This window comes from Halobacteriovorax sp. RT-1-1 (assembly GCF_047085455.1).
Lineage (GTDB): Bacteria > Bdellovibrionota > Bacteriovoracia > Bacteriovoracales > Bacteriovoracaceae > Halobacteriovorax_A.
The window spans coordinates 1-24,614 of record NZ_JBKIXZ010000001.1 but is presented as its reverse complement, the minus strand read 5'-3'; the positions used below and the strand labels follow the sequence as shown (position 1 = coordinate 24,614).

General features: G+C 36.3%; 26 protein-coding genes and 1 tRNA gene. 20 read left to right on the top strand and 7 right to left on the bottom strand.

The genetic code is table 11. The annotated features are described in order from the left end of the window. Positions 1–2: 2 nt before the first annotated feature. Positions 3–428, bottom strand: coding sequence for a hypothetical protein (locus ACMAWV_RS00135; RefSeq protein WP_103218404.1), 426 nt, complete (start codon positions 426–428; stop codon positions 3–5). A gap of 82 nt (positions 429–510) precedes the next feature. Here ACMAWV_RS00135 and ACMAWV_RS00130 point away from each other — a divergent pair, with 82 nt between their 5' ends. After that, complete coding sequence (locus ACMAWV_RS00130; RefSeq protein ID WP_392993708.1) at positions 511–1,692, top strand: thiolase family protein; 1,182 nt, start codon at positions 511–513, stop codon at positions 1,690–1,692. Then, positions 1,693–3,018: a hypothetical protein gene (locus ACMAWV_RS00125; protein WP_412470416.1), complete on the top strand. Its 1,326-nt coding sequence runs from the start codon at positions 1,693–1,695 to the stop codon at positions 3,016–3,018. 361 nt (positions 3,019–3,379) lie between these two features. Here ACMAWV_RS00125 and ACMAWV_RS00120 read toward each other — a convergent pair whose 3' ends face one another. Next, on the bottom strand, positions 3,380–3,925 hold the full coding sequence (locus tag ACMAWV_RS00120; RefSeq protein ID WP_103218401.1) for a hypothetical protein: 546 nt from the start codon (positions 3,923–3,925) through the stop codon (positions 3,380–3,382). A gap of 90 nt (positions 3,926–4,015) precedes the next feature. Here ACMAWV_RS00120 and ACMAWV_RS00115 point away from each other — a divergent pair, with 90 nt between their 5' ends. From ACMAWV_RS00115 to ACMAWV_RS00080, 8 genes are all read left to right on the top strand, one after another. Then, positions 4,016–4,885, top strand: coding sequence for a HEAT repeat domain-containing protein (locus tag ACMAWV_RS00115; protein ID WP_412470529.1), 870 nt, complete (start codon positions 4,016–4,018; stop codon positions 4,883–4,885). A gap of 111 nt (positions 4,886–4,996) precedes the next feature. Continuing rightward, positions 4,997–5,500, top strand: coding sequence for a ubiquinol-cytochrome c reductase iron-sulfur subunit (locus tag ACMAWV_RS00110; protein ID WP_021267552.1), 504 nt, complete (start codon positions 4,997–4,999; stop codon positions 5,498–5,500). A 29-nt stretch (positions 5,501–5,529) separates the two neighbouring features. Next, on the top strand, positions 5,530–6,312 hold the full coding sequence (locus ACMAWV_RS00105) for a cytochrome b N-terminal domain-containing protein (RefSeq protein WP_103218399.1): 783 nt from the start codon (positions 5,530–5,532) through the stop codon (positions 6,310–6,312). A gap of 31 nt (positions 6,313–6,343) precedes the next feature. Continuing rightward, entirely contained in the window at positions 6,344–7,420 is a 1,077-nt protein-coding gene (locus tag ACMAWV_RS00100) for a hypothetical protein (RefSeq protein ID WP_199177554.1), read from the top strand. Between the two features lie 61 nt (positions 7,421–7,481). After that, complete coding sequence (locus ACMAWV_RS00095) at positions 7,482–10,313, top strand: c-type cytochrome (protein WP_412470528.1); 2,832 nt, start codon at positions 7,482–7,484, stop codon at positions 10,311–10,313. 13 nt (positions 10,314–10,326) lie between these two features. After that, positions 10,327–10,965: a cytochrome c oxidase subunit 3 gene (locus ACMAWV_RS00090; protein WP_199177553.1), complete on the top strand. Its 639-nt coding sequence runs from the start codon at positions 10,327–10,329 to the stop codon at positions 10,963–10,965. Positions 10,966–11,070: 105 nt separating this feature from the next. Further along, a complete protein-coding gene (locus tag ACMAWV_RS00085; RefSeq protein ID WP_103218397.1) occupies positions 11,071–11,307 on the top strand; it encodes a hypothetical protein in 237 nt (78 codons plus the stop codon). Next, entirely contained in the window at positions 11,288–11,821 is a 534-nt protein-coding gene (locus ACMAWV_RS00080) for a DUF420 domain-containing protein (protein WP_103218396.1), read from the top strand. Before ACMAWV_RS00085 ends, ACMAWV_RS00080 begins: the two co-directional genes overlap by 20 nt. Here the strand turns inward: ACMAWV_RS00080 and ACMAWV_RS00075 are convergent. The 3 genes from ACMAWV_RS00075 to ACMAWV_RS00065 are packed head-to-tail and all read right to left on the bottom strand — an operon-like array spanning position 11,818 to position 14,842. Further along, positions 11,818–12,597: an acyltransferase gene (locus ACMAWV_RS00075; RefSeq protein WP_412470527.1), complete on the bottom strand. Its 780-nt coding sequence runs from the start codon at positions 12,595–12,597 to the stop codon at positions 11,818–11,820. The genes ACMAWV_RS00080 and ACMAWV_RS00075 overlap by 4 nt on opposite strands. Before the next feature lie 6 nt (positions 12,598–12,603). Then, entirely contained in the window at positions 12,604–13,746 is a 1,143-nt protein-coding gene (locus ACMAWV_RS00070) for an aminotransferase class V-fold PLP-dependent enzyme (protein ID WP_392993694.1), read from the bottom strand. A gap of 1 nt (position 13,747) precedes the next feature. After that, entirely contained in the window at positions 13,748–14,842 is a 1,095-nt protein-coding gene (locus tag ACMAWV_RS00065) for a tryptophan 2,3-dioxygenase family protein (RefSeq protein ID WP_103218393.1), read from the bottom strand. 99 nt (positions 14,843–14,941) lie between these two features. Between ACMAWV_RS00065 and ACMAWV_RS00060 the strand changes: the two genes are divergently transcribed. The 9 genes from ACMAWV_RS00060 (at position 14,942) to ACMAWV_RS00020 (ending at position 22,991) form a co-directional block, all read left to right on the top strand. Then, a complete protein-coding gene (locus ACMAWV_RS00060; RefSeq protein WP_392993688.1) occupies positions 14,942–15,904 on the top strand; it encodes a COX15/CtaA family protein in 963 nt (320 codons plus the stop codon). Then, a complete protein-coding gene (gene cyoE, locus ACMAWV_RS00055; RefSeq protein ID WP_412470526.1) occupies positions 15,904–17,655 on the top strand; it encodes a heme o synthase in 1,752 nt (583 codons plus the stop codon). The genes ACMAWV_RS00060 and cyoE overlap by 1 nt, the downstream gene beginning before the upstream one ends. A 77-nt stretch (positions 17,656–17,732) precedes the next feature. Further along, on the top strand, positions 17,733–18,539 hold the full coding sequence (locus ACMAWV_RS00050; RefSeq protein WP_103218390.1) for a cytochrome c oxidase subunit II: 807 nt from the start codon (positions 17,733–17,735) through the stop codon (positions 18,537–18,539). 29 nt (positions 18,540–18,568) lie between these two features. Then, positions 18,569–20,308, top strand: a complete 1,740-nt coding sequence (locus ACMAWV_RS00045) for a cytochrome c oxidase subunit I (protein WP_103218389.1) — start codon at positions 18,569–18,571, stop codon at positions 20,306–20,308. Between the two features lie 5 nt (positions 20,309–20,313). Then, positions 20,314–20,895: a cytochrome c oxidase subunit 3 gene (locus tag ACMAWV_RS00040; protein WP_103218388.1), complete on the top strand. Its 582-nt coding sequence runs from the start codon at positions 20,314–20,316 to the stop codon at positions 20,893–20,895. A gap of 10 nt (positions 20,896–20,905) precedes the next feature. Next, positions 20,906–21,784, top strand: a complete 879-nt coding sequence (locus ACMAWV_RS00035; RefSeq protein WP_103218387.1) for a c-type cytochrome — start codon at positions 20,906–20,908, stop codon at positions 21,782–21,784. A gap of 19 nt (positions 21,785–21,803) precedes the next feature. Then, positions 21,804–22,490, top strand: a complete 687-nt coding sequence (locus tag ACMAWV_RS00030) for an SCO family protein (RefSeq protein WP_412470525.1) — start codon at positions 21,804–21,806, stop codon at positions 22,488–22,490. 22 nt (positions 22,491–22,512) lie between these two features. Then, positions 22,513–22,797, top strand: coding sequence for a cytochrome C oxidase subunit IV family protein (locus tag ACMAWV_RS00025; protein WP_158246900.1), 285 nt, complete (start codon positions 22,513–22,515; stop codon positions 22,795–22,797). A 20-nt stretch (positions 22,798–22,817) separates the two neighbouring features. Beyond that, a complete protein-coding gene (locus ACMAWV_RS00020) occupies positions 22,818–22,991 on the top strand; it encodes a hypothetical protein (protein ID WP_158246899.1) in 174 nt (57 codons plus the stop codon). 176 nt (positions 22,992–23,167) lie between these two features. Here the strand turns inward: ACMAWV_RS00020 and ACMAWV_RS00015 are convergent, their stop codons facing one another. Together ACMAWV_RS00015 and ACMAWV_RS00010 are read right to left on the bottom strand one after the other, a co-directional pair. Further along, a complete protein-coding gene (locus ACMAWV_RS00015; RefSeq protein WP_412470524.1) occupies positions 23,168–23,320 on the bottom strand; it encodes a hypothetical protein in 153 nt (50 codons plus the stop codon). A 354-nt stretch (positions 23,321–23,674) separates the two neighbouring features. Beyond that, the gene (locus ACMAWV_RS00010) at positions 23,675–24,250 is read right to left on the bottom strand and encodes a peptidylprolyl isomerase (protein WP_392993681.1); all 576 of its coding nucleotides are present in this window, start codon (positions 24,248–24,250) and stop codon (positions 23,675–23,677) included. A gap of 178 nt (positions 24,251–24,428) precedes the next feature. Here ACMAWV_RS00010 and ACMAWV_RS00005 point away from each other — a divergent pair. Then, a tRNA-Ala gene (locus tag ACMAWV_RS00005) sits at positions 24,429–24,504 on the top strand. Positions 24,505–24,614 lie beyond the last annotated feature (110 nt).

Below are 24,614 nucleotides of genomic sequence, written 5' to 3'. Positions count from 1 at the left end.
GATTAAGCCTCTTCCCATTTCATTTTTTCTTTCATGTATTTCTCTCGTGCTTGCTCAAGCGTGTCCTTGTGGGACTCATTCATTTGCGAGATCTGATTATCATGAGTTTCTTTAAGTTCTGCAACTCTGGCCTGATGAGACTTTTTCATATTTTCAAGCTCAAGCTCCATGCGACCATGTTCTTCTTTAACAAGTTCAGTTTGCTTGTCTCTAATTTGCTTTAACTTAAGTTCTGTACTGTTTTCAACACTTTTAATTTCTGTTTCATAGTGTTTGTTGAGTCTTTTTAGGTCTGCAAGATGCTTTTTCTCAGTCTTCTGATACTCCTGAGAGTTCTCAAGCTTTGCCTTCTTTAGTTGATAGGAGTGTCGCTTGTACTCTTGCTGTTTGAATCTCTCTAGCTGTTGGCGATTGATTTCTGTTGACATAAATTACTCTTCTTTGACTAGGACATAAAAGCGTCCTAATATATTTTAGTAAGTATTTAACTGTAAGTGAATGGAGGCAAATATGTCCTTAAATAAAGGCCGTCGCGTATTTTTAGTAGGTGGAAAACGAACACCATTTGGTAAATTTGGTGGTTCTTTAATGGATATTAAGCCAGTTGACTTAGCTGTTGCTGCCACAAATTCACTACTTAGTGAAACAGGTGTTAAGGCCGAGCTAATTGATCAGGTTATCCTGGGCAATGTTGTTCCTTCATCAACAGATACTATGTATGGGGGAAGGCATCTCGCTTTAAAAGCCGGTTGCGCTGAAAATACTCCTGGAATTACTATTAATCGACTATGTGGATCGGGTATTCAGGCAATTCTCGATGCTGTTCGTCTAATTAAATTAGAAGAAGCAAGTTGTGTACTTGCTGGTGGAACTGAGAATATGTCGATGGTTCCTCATTTAACTTATGGTTCACGTTTTGGTACGAAATACGGATCATTGAAGAATGTTGATATGCTCCTTGATGCTCTAACTGATCAACATGCAGGTTGCCCTATGGGGATAACTGCAGAAAATCTTGGTTCAAAATATGAGGTGTCTCGTTCGGACTGCGATGAATTCGCACTTTTATCACACCAACGTGCAACTGCAGCTTATGAGGATGGAAAACTTCAAAAAGAAATATGTGAAGTAGAAATTAGAAAAGGTTCAGTTAATAAAGACGAACATTTAAGAGAGGGTGCTTCTCTTGAAGATATGAATAAACTTCGCTCATCTTTTGTAAAAGATGGACTTGTTACTGCAGGTTCTGCTTCTGGTATTGTTGATGGTGCGGCCGTTGCACTTGTGGCAAGTGAAGACTTTGTTAAAGAGCATGGGTTAAAGCCTATTGCTGAAATTATTGATGGTGCAGTCGTTGGTGTTGACCCTACGATAATGGGAATTGGTCCGGTGCCGGCAATTCGTAAACTTTTAGCAGATAATAAGATGGAACTTGATCAAATTGATCTTGTGGAAATAAATGAAGCATTTGCAGCTCAAGCACTTGCTTGTATGAAAGAGCTTGCCCTAGATATAAATAAGGTTAATATTTGGGGGGGAGCGATTGCATTAGGGCATCCTCTTGCGGCATCTGGAACTCGTATTACGACTACTTTGGCAAATCAACTTGCAAGTGAAGGTAAGGAGTATGGAATTGCGAGTGCTTGTATCGGTGGTGGCCAAGGAATTGGTATTTTAATTAAAAGAGTTTAAATGAAAAATATTAACGATGAATTAAAGTTTTTTCATCATGATTATGCATCTTTTCGCGATTGGCTTTGCCTGGATATCCAAAATGTTACTTGGCAAGGAAAGTACCGTGAAGATTTTGAACGTTTTTGGGATGTATTCTTTGATGAAGACTTAACTCTTTTTGAAATTTCAAAAAGATTTTATTATATCATCGACAATATTCACGTAGGTCCACTTGAGTCTTGGTTTACTTGGCTTAGGGATAAATTTATTTGTTTTGTTTTTATTTCTCGAGATATTTCAATTGAAGAGCTTGCTAAAAATTTACACCAAAGTGAGCGTGATACTTCAATTTTACTGCGTAGTTTTTTTGTCGAGGTTTTTCCTCAACATGAAGATTATATAAATGAGCATTTCACAATTAACGATATTCTTTCTAGGAATCGTGATTTTAGCGCCAATAAGTTCGTTACCGAACTAGGTGTTGATCTGACATTTTCAGGAAGCCATAATCACGAAATCTTAACTTCGATGGAAGTTACTCTCTATCAAGAGTGGATTTATTTTGTAAAAAAAATGGAGAAGGATTTTCGTGGAACAACTTTTAATATCTCAAGGTTAAAACTTAGAGATAATTTAAGTGCGAAAATGCAGAGCCTTGCTCAAGTCTTTGCCTTCATTGGGATCGCAATTTTTCTTGTGTGGGCCATTGAGTTTGCAAATAGAACTTATGAAAAATACTTATCAGATAAGATCAGTGTTTACGAGCCTCAGTTTCGTTGGGAAAATGAAGGTTTAAAGTTCACTGATGAAACAATTGCTGATCAAGAGCAAATTGCACAATTTGAATTAGATATTAAAGATATTGAAAATGTTGATGATACTGAAAACTTCCTAGGGGAAACTTTAGAAGATGAAGAACGTGATGAAGTAGAATCGGAAGTTGTACTAACTTCTATTGATACACTTCCGCGTGATATTTCGTCAGCAGATAGAGAGCAGTCTTCATTTGAAGAAGATATTAAAGGTGGTGGGTATCGTGATAGTCGTTACGGTAACACAAAAGTTTATCGTGTTATGATGAACTCCGCTGATACTGATGATACGAGAAAACGTCTTGGTAAACTTCTCGACCTCTATCAAGTAACTCAAGTTGATAATGTAAAGCCTGGGCTAGCGGTACCTGGTGGTTTCTATTACAACCTTTATGTTCCAAGATCTTACTTGAAAGAATTTATGGCCCAAGTTAAAGGGGATGACTCCGTAATTATTTACGAATCAAGAACACGAACACGTCGTAACCCACCTGGAAAAAATAAGGTGTTTATTTGGCTTAAGGCAATTTAGCCCTTCGCGATAGCTACATCTGCCCATCTGGAATACTAAAGCATCCGCAAAATTGATTGGCTAAGGCCAATCTATTGTTTGCGGTGCTAGCCCCCTAATCTTTAGCTTTAAAATTATTCGAGAGGAGTGTATTTATACACGACGGTTCGCCTCAAGGGCCGACGATTCGGAAAACAGTCGGAAGGATCTACATCTGCCCATCTGGAATACTAAAGCATCCGCAAAATTGATTGGCTAAGGCCAATCTATTGTTTGCGGTGCTAGCCCACTAATCTTTAGCTTTAAAATTATTCGAGAGGAGTGTATTTATACACGACGGTTCGCCTCAAGGGCCGACGATTCGGAAAACAGTCGGAAGGATCTACATCTGCCCATCTGGAATACTAAATAGCGTCTTTACTTCACGAAGTAATTGGTGAGTCTGACCAAGGAACCACCATTGTCTAACAAATCCAATCAGCATTGAAGCGATGAACCCATATGCAACACCAGAGTGAGTTGTCTTTTCAACCATATTCGTATCGTGAGCACCACCAAGAAAGAATGCAATCATTCCTAGAATGATCATTAGCATTGTCCAAGGAATAGTTTGTCTCTTTGCAAGGTCAGCTTTGTGAACATATCTTTTAACTTTTTCTCTATAAGGAGTTAAATCACCTGGTGCTTCATCAAAAAGCTCATTTAAATTTTGTTCGCTAGTCACTATTAAATTGATGTTATTAACTAGGCGTGAAACACCGATGAAATAAAACATCACAAATGCTTGTGCGAAGATTGTATAAAGATAGGCTGGAATGGCCAATTTAATGTGGCTAATTCCCACATCAATAAATCCTAGTGCTACGCAAGTTGTTAATCCAATTGCAGCAACCATGATAACGATCAGTCCTCTAAGTAGATAGGCCATAATTTCACCTTTTATAATTGTCAACTATACTCTAATTTGCTAATTCTTATCCCATATTTAATAAAACATTTACTATAAGGCAATTTCTTCGTGAGCGAGAAAAATCAGAACACTAAGTTAGATAAAAAACTACTCGAAAGTAATCCGGTAATGGGCTCTTTAATGGTTCCTATTGCTATCGTACTAGTAGGAGCACTGATCATTTTTGGTGTGACTAAGATGCTTTCTAACGATCACTCTTATAAAGACCTTGTCCACGAGATGAAGTCTAAAACCTTTGGTAATAAGTGGATTGCAGCATTAGAGCTTTCTAAAGTTATCTCTGCTGGAGCAGTAAAAGAAGAAGATATCCCTTGGTTAGTAACAAACCTAAGAGATATTTATAAGACGACAGTAGACCCAAGAACACGTGACTTCATTGTCGTGGCCATTGGTGCCCTTGGACATGAAGGGGGACTTCCAGTTCTTGAGCATGCACTACAAACAAATAATCCAGAAATTAATTTTCATGCGATGGTTGCACTATCAAAAATGCCTAAAGGTATTTCGTTTGATTGGAGCATCGTAAAAAGCTTTATTGAGAAGAATGACGCGGCCATGGTTCAGGTAACAATTCTGACTCTAGCTACTCATAATGTTGATGGTACAGAAGATTTATTTATTAAGAGGCTAAATAGCGACCTTGGTTTCTCTGTGAGATATGCCGCAGCAACAGCGTTAATCGCATATAAGAGTGATCAAGCGATCCCTACTGTAAATGAAATTCTTACTCTAAATGATGAGTCTTTAGGTAAGAAGTTAACGGTTCAGGAGATCAGTGGTCTAAAATTTAATGTACTCACTGCATTAAAGAGAGCGAATTGGAAAAAGATGGCGCCAAGCGTCGAGAAAATGATTAATATTGAGAAAGATATAAAAGTAGTTAGTCTTGCAAAGGAAGTTTTAAATTCGTTGAAATAGTGATAACATCCTTCAAAGTATAAAATGAATTTGCAATAACTTATGAATCATAAATTGGGTCATCGTGACTTAAATTTGTGTATTTATGATTAGAAATAGAGGTTTTTTAAAATGTCTGATGATGTAAAAAAACAGTTAAACCGAAGAGAGTTCTTTAGTTTTGTTACTGTTGGTTGGGTAGCCTTCACTTCTGCGGTAGCAGGATTCTTAACTTTAATTTTCCGTTACACGTATCCAAACGTTAACTTTGAACCAGAAATGGATTTCGTCGCTGGTCGTCCTAACGATTATGAAGAAGGTGTAGATGAGCGCTGGAAGAATGGTTACGGTGTTTGGATTGTAAAAATGGAAGGACGTCTTTTCGCTCTTTCAAATATCTGTACACACTTAGGTTGTGTTCCTAACTGGCTTCCTGCCGAGTTAAAATTTAAATGTCCATGTCACGGTTCTGGTTACTACCAAAATGGTATCAACTTCGAAGGTCCAGCTCCAAGACCGTTAGAGAGATATAAAATCTCACTAAATGCTGAAGGAAAAATCATTGTCGATAAAACAAAAATTTATCGTTATGAGAAAGGTCAGTGGGACAATCCACAAAGTTACTTAAAAGTTTAATTTAGATTAATAAATAGGAAGGAATAACAATGGCTAAAAGAGGTGTTGTTGATTACATTAGAGAAACTCAGGTCTGGAAATCGATCTTCAGACACGGGCCTCCAACGAACGCAAGAAACAGAGCAGCTGTCGTAGCTGGTAACGTGTTTTTACACTTACATCCAATCAAACTAAAAAAATCAGGGGTTCAGCTTGGTTATACATGGTGTATGGGTGGACTTACATTTTTCATTTTCTTAGCGCTAACTGTTACTGGTGTACTTTTAATGTTCTATTACAGACCAACTGCAGAGTACGCATATAACGATATTATCGCACTTAAAGAGCACGTGCCTTTAGGGATTATGCGTGAAATTCACCGTTGGGGTGCTCACGCCATGGTTATTACTGTGTGGCTTCACATGTTCCGTGTATTTATGACTGGTTCATATAAACCACCTAGAGAATTTAACTGGGGTGTTGGTGTTATCCTTTTAGTATTAACTCTTCTACTATCATTTACTGGTTACCTACTTCCTTGGGATCAGCTAGCGATTTGGGCGATTGCCGTTGGTTCGAACATGGCAAAAGCAACACCTTTCCTAGGTCATGGTGGTCCAGGTGCAGCTTTAGCTCAAATTGGTGACTTCGTGATGGTTTCTGATAAAAACGACGTTCGTTTCCAGCTTCTTGCAGGACGTTTCGTTGGGGAACCAGCACTACTAAGATTTTATATTCTTCACTGTGTATTCATTCCACTTGTTGTTGGTGTTCTAATTGCAGTTCACTTCTGGCGTGTAAGAAAAGACGGTGGGATTTCAGCTCCACTTTAGAAAATATATTTTGAGAGAAAGGGATATATAAATGAAAGAACTTATAAACTGGCTGGCCGATCCGATTAGATCATTCCCGATTACGACGGTCCTATTCTTCTTCATGATGAAGTACTATCGTGTAGTAGGAAGCAAGAAATTTGCTAAATGGGCACTTATTGCTGCTGCACCTATTACAGTTTGGTTTTGTATGGATGCAAACTTTAGAGCAATTATCCTATGGCCAGATAATATTCCAATTAACATTATTATCGTTCTTATCGCTTGGCTTACTTGGTATGCACTTTATAGAGCAGCAGAGAATGACAAGAGAATTGAAAATGGTGAGTGCCCAATCGAAGCACTTCCAGAAAATAGAGAAAAAGTATGGGTATGGCCTAACTTAGTATTTACTGAGTTAATGTGTATGATCGGTACGACAATCTTCTTAGTAGTATGGGCGATTATCTTTAAAGCTCCTCTAGAAGAACCTGCAAACACTACTTGGGCACCTAACCCGGCGAAAGCTCCTTGGTACTTCCTTGGTCTACAAGAAATGCTTGTATACTTTGACCCTTGGATGGCAGGGGTTGTACTTCCTGGTCTAATTCTTGTTGGTCTTATTGCGATTCCATATATTGACACAAACCCAAAAGGGAATGGTTATTTCACAATTAAAGAAAGACCAATCGCTATGTGGGGATTCTTATATGGTTGGATCGTACTTTGGATGTACCTAATTATCGTTGGTACTTTCTTACGTGGTCCAAACTGGACATTCTATGGACCATTTGAGTTCTGGGACTTTCACAAGGTTGTTTCTGAGTACAACGTAAACCTTTCAGAATTTGTATGGCTTAAGTGGCTAAATACTCCAATGCCTTCAAATATCGTTGTTAGAGAGATTGTGGGTATTATCTTAACTCTTGTTTACTGTTGTGTACTTCCTGTTGCAATTGCTAAGTCAAAGTACGGGAAGAAGATTATCGAAAACACTGGTCAGATTAGATACTATATTTTCATCATTCTTGTACTTGGTATGACTTCATTACCAATTAAGATGGTTCTTAGATGGCTATTTAGCTTAAAGTATATTATCGCTCTACCAGAGTGGGAACTTAACCTATAAGCGAATCTGGATATAGATATATAAAGATACTTAAAGAAGAAGTAATAAAGGGTATATAAAAATGTCAAAGAAACATGAGCCAGGCATGGCCTATGATATGAAAAAACTGAATAAGATCTTCGCGATCTTTTCACTGGTTCTTTTGGTCACGGTAATATGGGTTTTCCTAGATGATTACATGAGACCTTGGAAAGCAATTCAAATCGAAGCAATGAAAATTGAAAAAGAAAAAATTGCTAAAGATATTGCTGAAGAAGAAGCAAAGATCAGTGCTGAAAAAGTTAAAGTTCTTAATGACGAATTAGCGGCAGCTAAGAAATCAGTTGAAGCTAAGAGCAAAGATATTGCTGCTATCGAGAAAGAGCTTAACCAAGTAATTAAAGATATTAAAAAAGAGCAGATCGTTAATGGTCGTCTAAACTCAGACGTTGCTGCACTTGCTTTTAATTACGGTGTTGCTCACGCAGAACATGCATCGAATGCAGGCTCTTTATTTAAAAAACTTCAAGAGAAGAAAGATCTTTTTGCAAAATCGACTGATAAGAAGAAAGCTCTTCAAGATAAAGAAAAGAACCTTAAGAAACAGCTAGCTGACTTTAATACTGATATTGATGCTATTAATAAGCAAGTGAACGGTATTGTTGGTCGTCTAGAGCTACTTAAGGGTGCTGAAAAGAGAAAAGAAGTTACTCCGGTATTTGCACTGAGAAACTTACCATTTATCGATTTCATGGACCCAACTGTTAAGGTTCAACAAGTAGTATTAGAAAATATTACTGACGATAGATTCTTTCAACACGTACCAAAAGTTGATCGTTGTATGACTTGTCACACATTTATTGATAAGCCAGGTTACGAAAATCAACCAAACCCACATAAGACTCACCCTAACTTAGACCTTATGGTTGGAGCTAATGGTAAGCACCCAATGAAGAACTTTGGTTGTACTTCATGTCACGGTGGTGAAGGGCATAGAGTTAATGACTTCAATGCAGCTGCTCACATGCCTGCAACAGAAGAACAAAAACAAGATTGGATTGCTAAGTACAACTGGCACGAGCCACACAAAGTACCTATCGTACAATTAAGACGTGGTGATTACGAAGCTGGATGTGTTAAATGTCACAGTGGTGTTCAGTATATTCCACAAGCGACTACTTTAAATGAAGGTCGTCGTGCTCTTGAAAAATTTGGTTGTTATGCCTGTCACAAGATTGAAGGTTGGGAGCATAAGAGAAAACCAGGTCCTAGTTTAGAGAAAATAGCTGCTAAGCTTGATAAAGATTTCTTTAAGAATTGGGTTTGGGAACCAAAAGCATTTAATAAGCATGCAAAAATGCCTCAGTTCTTTAATAACGATAATAATAACTCACCAGAGTTTGTTAAAAAGAATATCGCTGAAGTAAACGCAATCGCTGAAGTTATTTACGCTCAGTCTGAAAGCTATAAGCCTTTCATGAAATACACTGGTGGTAATAAAGAAAAAGGTAAGCAACTGGTTGGTGAAATCGGATGTCTTGCTTGTCACGGTGTTAAAGACTTTGCACTTGAGTCTCAAAAAGTTGATGCTCATAAAGGTCCTTACCTAGATGGTATTGGTTCTAAAGTTAAAGATGCTAATTGGATGGCTTCATGGCTTAAAAACCCAAGTCACTTCCAAGAAGATACAATTATGCCTTCTTTCAGACTATCTGATAGAGAAGTTAACGATATTACTGCATACCTAATGAGCCTTAAAAATAATCAATTTGAAAAGCTTAAGTTTGCAGATATGGATAAAGGTGCAAGAGATGAGATTCTTGTAACTTACTTCTCTGCTTTTGATACTGTTGAAGTTGCAAAAGCTAAGCTTGCGACAATGAGCGATCACGAAAGAACAATGGAATTAGGACGTCGTTCAATCGGTAAATATGGTTGTTACTCATGTCACAATATTAAAGGTTTTGAAGATCGTGCACCAATTGGTCCAGAACTTTCAAAAATTGGTTCTAAGCCTCTAACTCAATTTGGTTTCTCTCATGAGAAAGTTGAGCACTCAAGAGAAGCTTGGATTAAAGCGCACCTACTTAACCCAAGAAGATGGGACAATGGTGTTGATAAACCATTTAAAGATCTACTAAGAATGCCTCAGTTCCATATGAGCGAGAAAGATGCTGCTCTAATTACAACAGCTCTTATCGGTCAAGTTGATCAGAAGATTCCTCTTAAAGGTGTTAAGAGATATGATGCTGCTGAAACTGTTGCAAATGAAGGTATGAAGGTTGCTGTTAAGTTTAACTGTATTGGATGTCACCAGATCGATGGTGAGTTCGGTGATATGCTGAAAATTTACGATGATGTAAACGAAGCGCCTCCTCGTTTAGTTGAAGAAGGACACCGTGTACAAGCTGACTGGTTCCATTACTTCCTTGGTGATGTATATGAAATCCGTCCATGGCTTAAGTTAAGAATGCCTTCTTTCAACATGAGCAAAGAAGAAAAAGAAAAACTTGTTGATATGTTCCGTGTAAAAGCTGATCAACCAATCTTTGACGAAAATGAAAAAGTTGTTTGGGAAAGTAATGAAGAAAGACGTGCAGCTGTTAAATTATTTAACGACCTAGCATGTGCTTCATGTCACACGACAGGATTCAACAGTGATCCTGCACTTGCTCCAGATCTTCACTTTGCTAAGAGAAGATTAAGAAAGAGTTGGATTAAGAAGTGGCTTGAAGGTCCAGATAAGATTATGCCTGGTACAACAATGCCTTCTTTCTGGCCAGAAGGAGAGGCTGCGGATCCAGAACTTCTTGACGGTGATGCTAAGAGACAAATCGAAGCAGTTACTAAGTATGTACTTGAGTTAGGAAGTGATTTTTACTCACCAAAAGCTAAGAAAGCTGGAAAGAGATAACGGGAGTTTATAAATGGCAGGACATGCTAATACAAAAGATTTAGTTCATGACGGTGTAATTAGTTATCCAAATGACCCTCAATTTGGACACGCGAGTCCAAATAAAATTGGGATGTGGTTATTTCTTGGAACTGATGCCATGTCATTTTCAGGCTTATTAATTGCTTATGCTGTACTTCGTGCAACTAAGCATTGGCCAAACCCTGTAGAAGCTCTTGGTGGAGTACACCTTTCAGGGATTATGACTTTCATTCTAATTTGTTCTTCTGTTTCAATGGTTATGGCGATTGATGCTGTAAAGATGAGACAACCGAAAGCAATTAGAGGTTGGTTACTTGCAACGATTATCGGTGGAGTTATCTTCCTTGGTATTCAAGCATATGAGTATATGCACCTTATGTCAGATATGGGGATGACATTCTCAACATATGAGCATGGTAATAACTTATTTTCTTCGACATTTTTTGCAATTACAGGTTTTCACGGGCTTCACGTACTTTCAGGTGTAATATTCCTTATTTATATGTACGTACTTGCTCTTAAGGGACGTTTTGACAAAGGTGACTATGGACTTCTAGAAGTGTGTGGTCTTTTCTGGCACTTCGTTGACCTTGTTTGGATTCTAGTATTTACATTTATTTACTTAATTTAATTAGTGAACAATATGTTGTAAGAAAGGCCCTACCTATGTAGGGCCTTTTTTGTTTTGACCTAAAATAATGGACTAAGCCTTCCGAAAGGTATATAAGGCAATTATATGAAAAGTTTCTTATTACCAATTGGCATATTAATTCTAGTACTATTTTCAGACTACGTTTTTGCGTGTCCTGGTTGTGCTGGATCTATGGATAATCCAAAGGATGCTAGGTTAGTTTGGATTCTTGTGACTTTCATTGGTCTAATCTATATTCCGTTTTTTATTCTTTATAAAACAATTCACAAATATAGAAAAAACTCAGTAGCTTCTAAGATTCATGAAGAAGAACAACAGTAATTTCATCTATACATTACTTTTTATTTTAAGTGGTCTAATTGCACTTTTTCTCGTTTGGTTTATTTACTTCAAACCAGAAGCTGCAGTTAAGTTATGGTGGGTAGATTATCTTCCAATGGTAAACGCTGCTTTAAATACAATTTCTGCGACATTATTATTTGTAGGTTGGAGATTTATTAAAAATAAGAATGTTTCTGCACATATTAAATGTATGTCAGGGGCGACTGCCACTTCCGCTCTCTTTCTTGTTTCATATCTTCTGTATCATCACTTCCATGGGGATACGAAATTTATAGCGCAAGGTTTTGTAAGGCCTGTGTATTTTTCAATACTAATTTCACACGTTTTATTAAGCATTGTTATGTTGCCAATGATTTTAATTACTCTTTGGAATGCTTTGACTGGTAGTTTTAAGAGCCATAAGAAATGGGCAAAGTGGACTTTACCCATTTGGCTTTATGTTTCAGTAACTGGTGTAATGATTTTTTTCTTTTTAAAATATCTTAATTACTAGATTCTTTTTTTTGCTTTCTTTCTATCTTCTGCATTTAGTCTTGATTTTGGAAGTACCGCTTCATGTGGTGAAACAACAACTTTTTCGCCAATAATAACATCTCCCATAATCGAGGCTTTTAATCCAACTGTTGCACCTCTCTTAATAACTGTTGGCGCAATAACTAGAAAACCAGCTTGAGCATAATGAGCAAAAATTGTGGCAGAGCCGCCAATTGTCACATAGTCTTCAAGTGTAATCAGACATGGATCAGAAATATTTGTCGTATTGATTACACAATTCTTTCCAATCTTCATTCCCATCATTTTATAAAAAAGAGTGATTATCGGTGTTGCTTGAAAAAAATCTAAAACTGTATAGCGTACTAGTTGTGTTAAAGCATTGTGATAATACCAAGGAAGAGTTTCTAGAGAAATCCAACTCCCTTTAAATGGTTTCATCTTCAGAGGATAAATCCAATTAAAGAATGGTACGATAAAAATTAGAGTTAAAGCGTAGGCTGCATAAGACATAACAAATGCAAATGACATCGCTAGGGCCTGAATAATGAAGTGTTGTCCTGCTACATTTTCATATGCCGTAGTTAAAAAAATGTATCCAGGAGTCAATCCTAGAGTAATACAAATAATATAAACTATAATTGGAGGTATCATCGCTGCCATATATCCAATGGCCTGATATTTTCTAAAAATATTTTCTAAAACCTTAGCAAGACCCTTCTTATTAGACGCTCCTGATTGAAGTTCTTCCTGTGATTGCTTTTTCTTCTCTTCCATTTTTCCCTAACCAATATCTTTAATAATTTTAATAAGCTTAATTATATCATCACTATCTTGATAAATGCTAAAGCCAAAACGCAAAATATTTCGGCGGTAATCGACATTAACTCTCTTTGTTTTAAGACTTTTGGCATACTCTTCACACTCTAAAGCTGTGGTGAAAATAAAAGCGATAAAGTGTCCTCTATTGGCCGTTGTTACAATTTTATTTTCTAAAGTTGTCCCTTTTATTCCTGACAGAAAGTCAGCTTGGTTTTTTTCAACGTGTAAGTGAATATCATGGACAGTTACCTTTTCATTCTTCCATAGATTTAAAACAGCATTCATACGATAGATTGCCGTGAAATCCATGGTTGATCCAGCAAATCTAAAACCATCATTACTAAATGGAACCTTATCTTCACTAAAATTTGTCAGGTCTCCCATCTGTGCAAACCAACCAGTATTTTTTGGCGTAAGTTTTGTATTTTTTGGTGATATCAGAAAGCAAGATCCTTCTCCTGATCCGCAGTATTTATAACCCCCGGCCATGTAGAAAATTCGATCTTCTATTTCTTTTAGATCTGTTGGGAGGGCCATAAATGCATGGTAGGCATCAATTACAATTTCAGCTTTAGAATTGATTGCTTTTACAAATGAGATGAGATCCTTAATAGCAAAAGAAGAATTAAAAAATACTTGGCTAATAAAGATTAGATCATATTTGTCAGTATTTGCTTCTTGAATAAATCTATCGATAAAGTTTTTATCATTACTATTTTCAATCTTAGTTACATCAAAAATATTTTCTTCTGAAAGACGATTGATTTGACGATCAAAAGAGTAGAACTCACTATCAGTTGTTAAGACTTTTGCTCCATTAGGAAGAGCTGAAAGTATACGATAAGCAAGCTCATGTGTATTCGGTGCAAATGTAATTTGCTCTGGTTTAGAAATATTTAAAACGTTTGCAATATTCTTTTGTAATTCGACAAACTCATTGGAAAAAAATAATCCCCATTTTTCATCAACATATTTAGCGCTATCATCCCAGTACTTGATCTGTGCATCTCTAGTGACATCTGGCCAGTAGTGGTGTGAGTGAGCAGCAAAGTGAAGTTTGCCCTCGTTTGCGTTTAGAAATCTTTTAAAATATTTCTTATACATTCTAATCTCTGTAATTAAAGTTCATAGCTGTTTTTAACTTTTCAGGTAAAATTGGTCTCTGCGATCTTGGAATAATAAAAGTTGATAGATTAAAAAGATCGATGAATGAACGATTGTTATCTGCTGCATCTTTTAAGTATTGATGACCTGAAGATCCACCTGTTCCAATTTTAGTCCCTAACATTCTATGTGCCATAAGTGCATGCTTATAACGCCAAGTCGTAAAGTTCTCATCGATATCCATAAGGTGTGCAAGAACAGTATATGGAAGTGTTAGGATAGGCTCATCTCGATAAAGAAGAACAAAGAGGGCATTTAGAGTCGCTTTTTGAGAAAGCCTTCTTTTTCCTTCTTTTACTAATTTATTATATTCTACAGAATTAAAAAGTGTTTCAAATGTATCGCGTGTACTTTTAAGGTTTGCCTTTTGTATCTCTAGCGCCTTAGGTGGAAGTGTTGCCATATTATCAAGGACAGTAAGTTCGTCACCACATAACATATCTTCAACACATGCCTGATACTCACTCCAGAAATCAAATTCCTCGTTAAAGGTAAATGGCATTCTTTCTAGCCATTTCTCAAGAGCAGAAAATAATGTTGACTCAGCTTCAATTTTTAAAAGCCTTTCTTTATCTTGATCATTCAGTCTTCCAAGGAAATATTCACGATCAACTTCTTTCCTTTGATTTGTCGAAAGTCCAAGCAGAATTTCAATTTCTCTAAATTGAACACTTTGGAATCCTGAAGCAGGGACAAGTAAATCTCTAAATTCAAGAAAATCCATCGGGGTCATTGTTTCCATCACTTCTAATTGGCCAAGAAGTAGAGTTTGAACTTTTTTAATGCGCTCAAGTCTTGAACAAACAGTTGAAAGCAATGATTCTTCAACTTTATCTACTGAGAAAATGTTTTTTATCGAGTGTAGTTCGTGAAGTATTTGTTTGAACCATAATTCATATACTTGATGCACGACTATAAAAAGTGTTTCATCGTGTGCTTCATCTCCATATTTTTTAGAGAGAGGATTTTGTGTATCGAGTAATTTATTCAGTTCTAAATAGTCACCATAATAGACAGGACCGTGATTTTTGTGCATATTGACTCCTATATAGAAATACTATCCCAACACTTTGAAATTGAAAATTATTCATATTTCTAGTTGGGTTAAGAAAGTTGAAATCAAGCTGAAGTTGAAATGGAAAATTCTAAAAAATTACGATTCAAAAAGTTTTTGCCTGTAGTCATAATCACTGTTTTTGCACTTATTCTCATTGGAGGGATGGTAAGAAGCACCGGAGCTGGAATGGGATGTCCTGATTGGCCAACTTGTTTCGGTAAAATTGTTCCTCCTACAAGTGTTGATCAACTTCCAGCTGATTATCAAACTCGTTTTGCAAAGCCTGGTCGCATTGTTGCTATTTTCAATCCTGTACATACATGGACGGAGTACTTCAACAGAATGGCCGGTGTATGGACTGGTATTGCTTCGATCATTTTAGTAGTACTATCATTTGCTTATAAGAAGGATAATAAGAAGGTTGTATGGCTTTCTGGATTGGCCTTGTTTCTAGTCGTTTTAAATGGTGGTGTAGGAGCAATGGTCGTTAGTTCACATCTACATCCAGCTGTTATTACAATTCATATGTTACTCGCGATATTTCTTGCATTTGCGCTTGCCCATTTAAAATATGAGGTAACGGAACTCAAATTTCATCGCAAACACTGCGTTGATCGCTACAAAGACTTCTTGTGGGTTCTTGTGGGACTAGTTGTGATTCAAATCGTTTTAGGAACTCAAGTTAGAGAGCAAATTGACTTGATAACTAATACAGAGCCGAATTTAGCTAGGACAAATTGGGTTGAACGACTTGATATGATTTTTTATATTCACCGTTCTTTCTCAATCTTAGTACTTCTTGGATTTTCGTATACTCTTAGAAAAATCATGGAAGAGTTCAAAGACAATTCATTTGTACAAAAGAAGTGTATCTCAATAATGTTAGTGTTAATTGGTGTCATTACAGCAGGAGTAGTCTTAGCTTATTTAGCATTTCCAGCCTTTGCTCAGCCAGTTCACTTATTATTTGCTATTTTACTTTCTTACTTTATTTATGAGTTATTAATCATTCTTAAAAAATCACAAGAGGTGGAACTGTAATGTATCGTACACTTGCCTTCATCAATATATTATTAACTTTAGGTTTAATTGTCATTGGTGGGTTAGTGAGTGCGGACTTCACTGGCCTAGAGTGTACTTCTTGGCCAATCTGTTATGCAGCTACTGTTGATAAGTCATCAATATATCCAATTCTACATAGAGTTTTTGCTGGAATTATCATTGTTTTAAATACATTTCTTTTTATTAAGCATCCAAAAGAAAAGTCTGTTCGTTTAGGACTATTTCTTTTAATTCTTCAGTCGCTACTGGGTGGAATTAACTTCATTTATAAGCTTCCAACTCTTGTCAGTGTTTTCCACTTAATTTTAAGTTTTGCTTATATCGCAATCTTTTCTCAGCAATTTTATCCTGTTATCAAAAAACAAGAACTGAATTTAAAAGGGTATTCACCTTCGTCGAAAGATCTTGTCTTTATTATGTTACTAATTGCATTTGGACAGTTCTTCTTTGGTGGTATTGTTCATCAAACTGCAACAAAAGATGTGTGTGGAGTAGGGGATAATATTAATATCCTATGCCAAACAGCAGAGGGCCTTCGCTTTTGGCCTACTACTGTAGCAGCACAAATACACTCTCTTCATAAGTATTTAGGAGTCCTGTTTCTAGTAGTACTACTAGCGTTTCTCTTTAGTATAAGAAAAACAATTACTTTATTACATGGAAGAGCATTTAAACAATTCTCTCTTTTATCTGGAAGTTTAGTTGGACTATTTTTAGTTCACTTATTTAATGCAAAGAGATTGTTCTTACTAACTGATACTACTTACTTCCAAGTACTTCATCTTTTATTAGCAATTATCATTACGCTAAATTTACTTTTCTTATTTCAGTGGTTCAAGCGTTTTGAGGAAGTGTTTTTTGGTGGTTATAAGCATACTGTAGCAAGTGACTTGTTAAGCTTAACTAAGCCAAGACTTGGTCTACTCGTTGTTTCGACTATTATTTCAGGAATTTTACTTACTGGACAATATGTTGATTTCTTCTATCTGATTAATGCACTTATTTTTTCAATTTTAATTGTCATGTCTGCAACGACAATTAATTGCTATATGGAAATTGAAGTTGATTCCAATATGGTTCGTACTAAAGATCGCGCCTTACCAGCAGGACGAATAAAACCAATTTATGCTGTTGTTCAAGGATGGCTGCTTTTTATTCTCGGATTTAGTCTAACTTATATTTATGTAAATAAAGTTACTGCGTTACTCGGTGCGTTGGCATTTTTTTCTTATCTTTATGTCTATACTCCGATGAAGAGAACTAGTCCTGCTGCGTTATTTGTTGGTGCACTTCCTGGGGCAATTCCTCCTGTAATGGGGCGCACAATTGTGACAGGTGAAATTGATGGTCTAGCAATTTTATTGTTTGGTATTTTGTTTATTTGGCAAATTCCTCACTTCATGGCCATCTCGATTTACCATAAACAAGATTACGCGGAAGGTGATATTAAGGTTTATCCTCATTACTACTCAATTGCCAAAATGAAGATCTGTATTGCTCTTTGGACATTATTCTTATTTTTATTTAGTAGTGCCGGATATTTCTTTGGTCTCAATTCTTGGAACTTTTTTATCGCTTCATTAGTAGTTAATGGGCTATTTTTTGCGCAGAGTTTGCAAAGTTTTTTTATTCATGATGAGCCGAGTTACGTAGCTTGGGCCCGACAATATTTTTGGGGTTCTATAATCTATTTACCACTCTTGCTATCATTGATGATTTTCCTTAGCTAAATCGTGGAAAATGTTATAAAAAAGGGTTAAAATTTATCAATTCAAATTAATAAAGTATTTCAATAGAAGGAAGGTCTATGGGATTTTTGACACCTGTTTTAGCTACAGTTGTTAGTACAACTTCTAAGCAGATGAGTCTTTGGGAAAGAATGAAACCACCTGAAGATATCTCTGTGCACGGTCACTTGATCGATTGGTTATTTGGCTACACTACTTACATGAACCTCTTTTTCTTTGCATTAGTATGTGCAGGATTATTTGGTTTCTCTTACTTTTATTCAGCTAAGAGACACCCAAAGCCTTATTATACTTATGGGAACAAGAAGATTCATATCATCATTGCGACTGTAATTGGTCTATCGGTATTCCTTGGAATCGATATGAACATTACAAGAATGTCGAATGAGGATTATGTAAATGTTTTTGCTAAGTGGCCAAAAGAGGACGAGAATCCACTTCGTATTCAAGCGCTTGGTCAGCAATGGGCATGGCACTTTAGATATGCTGGTGCAGACAATATCTTCAACACAGAAGATGATGTTGTTCAGTTAAATGACTTAAGACTACCTGTTGGTCGTAAAGTTGTTATTCAAGTACTTTCAAAAGATGTAATTCACTCACTATATTTTCCAAATGCTCGTCGTAAGGTTGATGCAATTCCTGGTCGTTTAACTCGTCTATGGTTTGAACCAACTAAAGCTGGTACTTGGGATATTGCTTGTGCAGAAATGTGTGGAACATATCACTACAGAATGAAAGCTTCTCTAACTACTTATTCAGCTGAGGACTACGCAACTTGGATTGCGGAAGCTCAAGAGAAAGCTATTCATGAGAATGACCCTGAAAACCCTGAATTATTCTGGGGTTGGAAGTGGCAGTACTAATTTTAAGATAACTTTTAGGAGAATATAAAATGGCATTTTTCGAGCAACATATTCACTCAGAGCCAAAGACTTTCATCTCAAAGTATATTTTTTCTTATGATCACAAAGTGATCGGAAAACAATTTCTTTGGTACGGAATCATTGGTCTAGGTTTAGGTGGGATGATGGCCCTTATGATTCGCTGGACACTAGCGTTTCCTGGAGAGGCATTCCCAATTCTAGGTAACTTACTTTTCCCTTCAACAGGAGGAGTTGTTCCACCAGATACGTACGCGATGCTTTTCACTATGCACGGTACGATCATGATTTTCTACGCAATTACACCAATTCTAATTGGGGCGTTCGGAAACTATCTTATCCCATTACAAATTGGGGCAAGAGATATGGTCTTCCCATTACTTAATATGCTTTCTTTTTGGATTGCAGCTGCATCAGCGTTAATCCTTGTTGCTTCTCTGTGTTTACCACTAGGTGCTGCAGCAGGTGGTTGGACTTCGTACCCAACTTTATCAACGCTAATTGGTTCACCAGGGGCCGGGCAAACTCTTTGGACTCTTGCTCTTTTCCTTCTTGGTGTATCTTCAACGATGGGTGCGGTTAACTATATTACAACTGTTATCGTTCTTAGAGCTCCAGGTATGGGATACTTTGATATGCCACTATCTGTTTGGGGTCTATGGCTAACAGCTATTTTAAACGCAATTTTCCTTCCAGTACTTGGTGCAGGTCTTTTACTTCTATTATTTGACCGTGTATTTGGAACAACTTTCTTCCTTGCTGGTGCTGCTGCAACAACAGGAACAGGTGATCCTATCCTTTACCAACACGTATTCTGGATCTTTGGTCACCCTGAAGTTTATATCCTTATTCTTCCTGCGTGGGGGATTGTATCTGACTTACTTTCTTTCTTCGCTAGAAAACCAGCATTTGGTGCGAAAGCAACTGCGCTTTCTATGACTTCGATTACAATTCTTTCAACAATTGTATATGGTCACCACATGTATACGACTCAAATGAGTCCACTTTTAACTCAAACTTTCATGACTCTTACAATGACGATCTCAATTCCATCTGCAATTTTCTTTGCAAACTGGTTAGGGACAATTTGGAAAGGATCAATCAAGTTTGATACGCCAATGATTTTCTCTCTTGGTGTTGTATTCGTTTTTGGTCTTGGTGGTCTAACAGGTCTATATCTAGCAACTGTTACAACTGACCTTTACCTACACGATACATACTTTGTAGTAGGTCACTTCCACTATACGATGGCAGCTTCTGTACTTCTTGGTGGATACGCAGCAATTTATTTCTGGATGCCAAAAATGTTTGGTAAATTCCTGAATGAATTCTGGGGTAAAGTGCACTTCTGGATCACAATGATTGGTCTAAATGGTGTATTCATGGGAATGATGATTGTTGGATACGCAGGTATGCACAGACGTCTTTATAACCCATTTGTTTACGAATTTATGGAAAGACTAATCCCAATTAATGCATTTGTTACTTACTCTGCATTACTAATGGGTCTTGGACAAATTCCATTCGTAATCAACTTTGTTTACACAATTTTCTTTAAGAAAGAAAAAGAGCCAGTATCTGACAACCCTTGGAATGTTGGTACTCTTGAGTGGACAATTCCATCACCAGCACCAGTGTATAACTTTAAAGAGATCCCTGTTGTTAAGTGTGGACCACACGAACTAGGAAACCCAAATCTTCCAGAAGGTAAGGATTTCCAATATCAAACTGAAGAAATAGTTGAGGCATAATTAGAATGAACCAAGTAATGACAAACAAAGATTTTGAAGCAAAACAGCTCACATCATCAATCGCGATGATTGTGCTTCTTGTTTCATTTACAATGCTCTTTGCTACGATGTTACTTGGTTTTTCTGTTTACCGTTTAACTGTTGATGTATGGCCACCAATGGGAATGCCGAGAATTCCTCTAACACTCCCTATGGTCAGTACAATAATAATTGCGTTAAGTTCTGTTGCTTTAGTGCTGTTTGAATCTGCATTCAATAAGCACAATACTAAGGCCATGAGAGTTTATTTCGCATTAACTTATTTATTAGGTCTTGGTTTCATGTTTGTTCAATGGCAACTTTGGAACTCAATGGCAGCGATGGGACTTCAAGCTTCTGGCGGAGTATTCCCATCTTTATTTTATGCACTTACTTGGACTCATGCTGCGCATATTGTTCTAGGTTTAATTGCACTTTTATTTCTTCTTCCTGTTTCAATGAAAGGTTACAGTATGGAGAAAGTAACTTGGGTACAGAATGTATCTAAGTTTTGGCACTTTTTAGGTGTCGTTTGGTTAGTAATGTTTATCGTTATGTTTGTATTTTAAGAGGATAGCTATGAAGAAAATGGCATTAACTTTAACAGCAATGTTTACAATTTTATCTTTGGTTTCTTGCCAGGAAAACCACTTCAAAGAAGATAAAGTATTCGCAGGTGGCCTCTATGTTAAGAAAGATGTTCTTAATAGAGGGAAGCAAATTTACACTGAATACTGTATGCCTTGTCACGGTGTTGACGGTGATGGAAAAGGTGTTGCAGCTAAGGCAATGAAAGTTCCACCACGTGACTTTACTAAAGGTGTCTTCAAGTTTGGAGAAGTTGAAGCGGGAACTCTTCCACACGATAAGCACTTCTACAAAATCTTAGAGAAGGGTCTTCATGGTACGGCAATGCTTCCATGGGATCTAACTGAAGATCAAATGTTTGAAGTTGTTCAATACATTAAAACTTTTGCTCCATCAGTATGGGAAGGTAAAGATAAGGAACTTGGAAAACAAGTTACTCTTGGTAAAAACCCTTACGGTGTAGCTCACGTTAAGTCTGCTATTGAAGAAGGTAAGAAAGTTTATCACGCAGATGCAATGTGCTGGTCATGTCACAGAGCTTACGTTCCTAAGGATGAGCTTGCGAAGCTTACTGGTATGAGCGCGAGTGATTTCTCTGATAGTGATTATCAATCAAAGCTTCAAGAAACTGAGTGGGGATTCAAATCACTTCCACCTGATTTCACTTGGAATACGATTCGTTCGGCAGATACAGTTGAAGAAATTGCTCTTCGTTTAGCTGCAGGTGTTGGTGGAACAGCAATGGCTGCTTGGAAAGGAACACTTACAGATGATCAAATCTGGGCAGTTGCTCACTACGTAGAGTATCTTAAGAACTTAAAAGACACAGAAGCTCGTAAAGAGTTACTTGATCGTATTAAGAATCAATAAGAATCAACAGAGTTAAATAATGACTAGTTTAGGTATAAAAAGATCAAATTCACTAATCGAAACGCTTGTCTCAAAGAAAGCGTTTTGGTTAGTATTTGTTTTATATTTCTTCTCAGTACCTTTTTTCAAATCAGTATTTAGAGAATTACCTCCTGAACTTCCAGTCATGAAACAATTACCAGCTTTCTCACTTACTAATAGTTTTGGAAAAACATTTGGATCAAAAGAATTAGAAGGGCGTGTTTATATAGCAAACTTCATTTTCACTAATTGTCCGTCTAGCTGTCTTAGGTTAACGGAAGAAATGCAAAAGATTCAAAAGAGAGTAAGAGGACTTGGGCAAAAGGTTGCACTTGTATCTTTTACTGTTGATCCTGAAACGGATAATCCTAAAACACTATTTAAGTATGCAAGAAAACATCAAGCAAATCCTTATATTTGGACTTTCTTAACTGGAAAGACTGAAGATATGCAATCTACAATAGTAGATGGCTTCGGTACTCAGATGGGAAAATTACGAGAAGTTGAGGCCAATGTTAACGGTGAAAAGGTAACAATGCTTGATATTGCACACTCTGAAAAACTTGTTCTAGTTGATGGACATGGTAAAATCAGAGGGTATTACGATTCAACAAGTAAAGATATTAATAAGCTAATGATTGATCTTGGTTTATTAGTTAACAAAGAACAGTATTTAAAAAATTAATTAATTATAAATGGAGAATAAAATGGCTGAAGGCGCACATCATTCACACAAGAAATTATATATTTTCATTTTCTTCGTACTGACGTTTTTAACAGCTGTGGAACTAATCATTCCAGGTATGACAAATATTGCAAAGTTTTATCGCGATAGTGCTCTAGTACTTTTAGCTCTTGGAAAAGCTTTCTTAGTTGCTTACTACTTTATGCACTTAAATGAAGAAACTAAATGGACACGTTTTATTGCTGCAATTCCAATTTCAGCAGGTGTTTATGCTACTGTGCTTATTTTAGAATCAATGTTTAGATAATTAGACACAAAGGAGTTTGTATGTCTGAAAACACGAATACGACTACACAACAAGTACCAACTAAAGAGCCATTACCAGTAAAAGATGGACAATTTACTGCGAAAACAAGTTGGATCATTGGATTTTTAATTGTTGGGCTCCTGATTTTAAAAACATTCATTTATACAAAAGATAAAAAAAGACATGGAAAATAAAAAAAAGCCTGCAGAATATGCAGGCTTTTTTTTTAGCTTTTTAAATAAATTGAACAAGAAATCTTTTGCCCTTATTCCTTCTTTCCCAAAAACGAAACAGTTGTTTACAAATACACCGACGCCATAACCCAGACGATTTTCAATCGTAAGAAAATTTAAAAAGCAACTTGAGTGTTTTAATTCTTTATCAGAAAAAAAATCAAAAAATATGTACTGAAATCTTTTGCTAGCTCTTCTTGAGTTGCAATTGATAAAGTTAATTTTATATACAAAAAGCTTTCTTCTTCTTCTTCTTCTTCTTCTTCTTCTTCTTCTTCTTTCGAATGCATTCCTTTATCTCCATGCCTAAACAGTGGTGGAGAAGTTATTCAGTTCTAACTTTATAAATTATTTAATTTATGAACATTTTTAGAAAGTGTGTTTGTTAGTTTTAAATTTTTTCTCTTTCAATAAAGAAGAAATAAAAAATGTAATGATTGTTTTTGTTAAACTATTTTTTGTAAAAGTGCTTTCGCTTACACATTATCTTATATTACTTGTAATAGCTTTAAACCCGGTTTTGTCTGCATTATGTAAATGATAAGAGCAATTTAATTTTTCTAAAATTTAGCTATAATTTCTAAGCAAATAAGTAAAAAAAAACCTGCAAACTGCAGGTCTTTTAAAATTAAAAAAAGTTTTTCTTATTCTAGGTATTCAATACTGATAATTTTATCACCAGCTTTAATCTTTTTTAAGATGTCTAATCCATCTACTACTTGCCCGAAGACAGTATACTTACCATCTAAGTGAGGAAGTGCTGTTAGTGCTATATAGAATTGAGAATCAGCACTATTTTCATCTGTTAAAGTACGGGCCATGGCCATTGTTCCAGCAACATGACTTATATTATTAAATTCTGCCTGGATTTTTTTGCCTGAACCACCATTACCAGTGCCTGTAGGATCCCCTGTTTGTACTACAAAGTTAGGAATTACTCGATGAAAGCCCAATCCATCATAAAAACCACTTTGAATTAACTGAATTAGGCGTGCAACCGTATTAGGAGCCTTTTTAGGATAGAATTTAAAGGTAATATTACCGTGTGAAGTCTTAATAATTCCTTCAGATTCAGATAATCCAGTACGATCTACATTTATTTTAAAGACATCAACCTTTTTGTCCGATACTTCTTCCTGTGTTTTTATATCGCTATTCTTGCTACAACTTAAAAAGATGCATAGAAATAGTGAGATTCTTACAAGCTTTACAATAGTCATTATTGAAATTCTCCTTTGCATAATGAAATTATGATAGGAAATTAAAAAAAATGCAAAAAAAGTAAAAAAAAAGAAAAAACAGTGTTGACATATGAAACGAGGTCACATAAATTACGTTTCACCTTGAGAGATGAACGAAACAAATCAACTGCTTAAAACAGATGATGAGTTATCTTGTGGGCGTGTAGCTCAGTTGGGAGAGCACCTGCTTTGCACGCAGGGGGTCGCAGGTTCGACTCCTGTCATGTCCACCATTTATTTCAAGAGGCTCTTTAACATTCAAATAAAGTAATAAAGATTTGCTACTTAGGTGGCAAACAAGATGAGAAGAAATCCAAAATAAGTTTTAAACGGTTTTTGAAAG